The organism is Spirosoma spitsbergense DSM 19989 (assembly GCF_000374085.1).
In the GTDB taxonomy this organism is placed as follows: Bacteria; Bacteroidota; Bacteroidia; order Cytophagales; family Spirosomataceae; genus Spirosoma; species Spirosoma spitsbergense.
The window spans coordinates 1-3,891 of record NZ_KB893479.1; the positions used below are offsets into that span (position 1 = coordinate 1).

General features: G+C 49.4%; 2 protein-coding genes. One reads left to right on the top strand and one right to left on the bottom strand.

Annotated elements, in window-relative coordinates:
• Positions 1-90: 90 nt before the first annotated feature.
• Positions 91-1,335 carry an OmpA family protein gene (locus tag B157_RS0110770; RefSeq protein WP_020603338.1) on the bottom strand — a complete coding sequence of 415 codons (1,245 nt, stop codon included), beginning with the start codon at positions 1,333-1,335 and terminating at the stop codon, positions 91-93.
• A gap of 927 nt (positions 1,336-2,262) precedes the next feature.
• Between B157_RS0110770 and B157_RS39695 the strand changes: the two genes are divergently transcribed.
• A partial coding sequence (locus B157_RS39695; protein ID WP_052646987.1) for a histidine kinase dimerization/phospho-acceptor domain-containing protein occupies positions 2,263-3,891 on the top strand: 1,629 nt, incomplete at its 3' end.

Genomic DNA, 3,891 nt, shown 5'->3' on the forward strand with positions numbered 1-3,891 from the left:
CTGACGCTAAATGCAACTAAGTTGGCTTTGCAGGAACTCAACAGCCTCAAAAGTCAATCTACTCTATTGGCCAAGGCTGCGTAACATCAGTTATTGCTTCACAAATTCGACCCGCCGATTCTGTGCTTTACCGTCAAACGTTGTATTGTCGGCTATAGGCTTGGTTTCGCCGTATCCTTTGGCCGTCAGGCGACCGCCATCAATACCCATGTTTACAAGTTGCGTTTTAACGGCTTCGGCCCGTTTCTGTGAGAGGGTAAGATTACTGGCATCAGAGCCATCAGAGTCGGTATAGCCACCTACTTCAAACCTTGAATTATTGTTTTCACTCAGGAACTTATGGATGGCATTGATTTCGCCCATACTCTCGGGCTTAATTATAGCCTTGCCATAATCGAAATTGATACCATGAGAGATGTATTTGCCTTCACCAAACTTCTGCCCAATCAAGTTTGCACCACCCCCTTCGGCAATGCGGACGTTTTTAAAAATTAGCGGTTCATCCTGTGAGGCAATACCCCCAAACGTAACCCGTGCCGGTACTGCCGTATTTTGTGGTACGGTCAGCACCCGGAACTGATCGATGTAAAGTTTGAGGCTACGACCCTTTAGAATGAAGGCCACGTGGTGCCACTTGTTGTTGAAATTGTCGGATGCTAATTCCTCCGGCATAGTTCCGGCTAACTCGCGCCCCTCGCCGTTAACCTGGAAAGTGGCCAGCGAACCGCCCCGACTGGCCTCGCACTTAATAACTTCCCCCCCCTCCACATTGTCGAACCAGAAAACCAGGCCGTAGGCACCGGGGGTCTGGTAGTAATCGTATTCCAGGGTAAATTCTTTAGGCAGATACGCTTTCTGCTTCATCAGTGGAGCAACTTTGCCGTAGTTCCCATCGGTGATCTTCATGGCCAGTGCATCTCCTACTTTGTTCAGAACAGCCTGACCGCCAAGCAAATCCCAGTGCTCGGCAAATTCTCCGTCCTGATCGGCATGAAAATCGTCTTCGAAGATGATTTTGTTACCGGGCACGAAGTCATAATTCGCGTAGGATCGCATACTAACCGGATTGTCAGTGAGCGGTGTACTGGTACTACCGCTGGTATTTGTTTGCGTGTCGGCGGAAGGGGCCTTACCGGCATCGGTAGGCGATTTTTTTTCACCCTTCTTGGTACTTTCTTCAACCTTGTCCAACCCTTTGTTTATGCCCTGGTCGATTTTTTGGTTGGCCCGATTGGTAGCAGCATTACTGGCCCGGTCCAGAATATTACCGAACTGGGCGAAAATTGGACTGATAAGGAAGGTACTTATCAAAGAAATCAGTAGTAGTTTAAGCATGATACGTGAATAGGTTTGGGTTTATGAGATAAACCAAACCTACGAAGAATCAGCTACTTACTATTTGGGTTAATTATATTTTAATCTTACTGAAAGGTTAGTGGTCAAAATGCGGCAATGGCCTCTAGTTCTACGGCGAAACCGTAGTGTAGTGGTGAGGTTTTGAATAGTGATAGCGTAAGTGAGCAAGCCTTATCGGTAGCTCGTCGGTGGCCTAGTACCGATGTCGGGGATGCCTGTCTTAGTCATTGACGTGCCGGTTTTACGCGTAATCCGTAGCATTTTGAACGGGTGAAGGGGATTACTTTATACAAGTCTGATAATTATCAGGCGCTTAAAGTACCAGACGTACTCAGGATACATGATCTTGGATCTTGGGGCTTGGGGCCCTTTAGTCCCTGTTATAACGTCTAACAGCTAAATCCTCCATTCAAAGGCGCAAGTTTTTTTAGTTCCTTTAACGCGTAATTATTTATAGGTTAGATGCTTATTCTCTTTCGAGCGTGCCAATGAAATCGTTCAGGAAAAGGCTTGGCCAAATGAACGCTTATCCTGACTAGCAGCAATAGCATAGCGTTCAGCGCCCACGCCTGAAACCGTTCACCAAAAAGTTCATTTATTCGAGATACGAATTTTCGACCGGGCTGCCGTCGGACCGCCGAAGCGGAGCAGTCGTGACCGCAACGTCGGACCGTGGTTTATGTACCTTTTTTTTAACGCACCCGTATTTGTATACACCATGGTCTGGACAAAGGCTTTAACGGCTTGCCGTAACTGCGACAAGGGTAGGCCCTACTGACTGGCTCGCATGGATTGGGTATCCCGTATGAATGACGGTCCCGTGACGGCATATGGCATAGGCGCCGTATGATTCGGCAAAGCGACTCATTTATAGTAAACTTACGGTTAGTTAATCAACATGAACGTATGAAAATCCGGGTTTTAGCCTGTTTGTTGCTGACCTGTAACCTGTTTCTGGGACAATTGCGGGCACAAAATCGCCAGACTGCCCCGCTGAAGCAACTGCTCCATCGGGCAAAAACGGATACTACCCGGATTTTACTCATGGCTGACATTAGTGCGTCTTACCGATATTCCCAGCCCGATTCTGCCATTTGGTATGCCCAACGGGGAGCCAGGCTAAGTGAGCAGTTCCACTATGCTAAAGGTGAAGGAAGATGCCTGACCCAACTGGGCGTTAGTTTATCCGAAAAAGGTGATTTGGTTAGTGCCCTCAGCGAGTTACTACATGCCCAGGGGTTGAATAGACTGGCTCAGGATCCGTTAGGCCTAGCCCAGAGTCTTCAGGCCATCGGGTACCTCTACATTACCTTCCCCGATGCCCGACAAGCCCGAATCTACCTTTTCCGGGCAAAAGCCCTCTACGACAGCACCCATACAATAGACCCGGATGCGGTGCAGACCGTAGCAGACATCGGGTACGCATACCGGTATCAAAATCAACTGCGCCTGGCCCAACAGTATCAGCAGGTAGCCTACCACCTGGCCCTGCAATTACCAAAAACCTCCCAGGGTGCCTGGGGGGATCCACTCCCGTTTGTCCTCCGCGAACTGGGACTTCTGGCCGAAAAAACTGGACAGCTACAGCAGGGCATTCGCTATCTAAATCAGGCAAAAGCCCTAGCCTTGGCCACCAATAACCGGCAGGTTTACACCCGCACCTGTAATTCGCTAGCCACCATTTTTCAAAAAAAACACCAACTTGATTCGGCCCTTTACTATGCCAAACAAGCCCTAACTACCGCCCAACAAACGGGCCTAACCCGGGGCATTCTTAGAAACAGTCAATTAGCGGTCCAACTTTACAAAGCCAATCAACAACCCGACAGTGCCTTAAAATATACGGAACTGATGCAGGTTGCCAATGATAGCCTATACAATCAGCAACGCATCAAACAGTTAGAGTCCATCAATCTGGCTGAGCAGCAACGCCGACGCCGGATAGAAGAAAAACAAACCCGTTTTGAGAACCAAGTGCAGGCAGTATCCCTGTTGAGCGGTGTAGCCGTGTTACTACTAATTTCATTGATTCTTTGGCGTAATTATCGTAGGCAACGGCAGGTCAATACGCAGTTAACGGGCCTGAACGAACGAGTTCTCCAGCAAAATCAAGAAATAACCAACCAACGTGACGACCTGAGCAAGACACTAGCCGATCTGCGTACTACCCAAACTCAATTGGTCCAGGCCGAGAAAATGGCCAGCCTTGGTGAGCTGACCGCCGGTATCGCCCACGAAATACAGAACCCCCTTAATTTCGTCAATAACTTTGCGGAAGTGAGTACGGAGTTAGTAGTCGAACTGGAAGGGGAGCAACAGCAACCGGACCGGGACCCGGCCCTGACAGCCGAACTATTAGGCGATTTAAAGCAGAACCTGGAAAAGATCGCCCACCACGGGGGCCGGGCCTCGGCCATTGTGCGCGGCATGTTAGAACACGCCCGCACCGGTACAGGCGAGAAACGCCCCACCGACCTCAACGCCCTAGCCGATGAATACCTTAAGATTGCTTTTCATGGGCTGCGAGCCAAAGAC

Excerpts from the sequence above, each read along its gene's own strand:
- B157_RS0110770 (WP_020603338.1), bottom strand. The coding sequence starts at position 1,335 with ATGCTTAAACTACTACTGATTTCTTTGATAAGTACCTTCCTTATCAGT.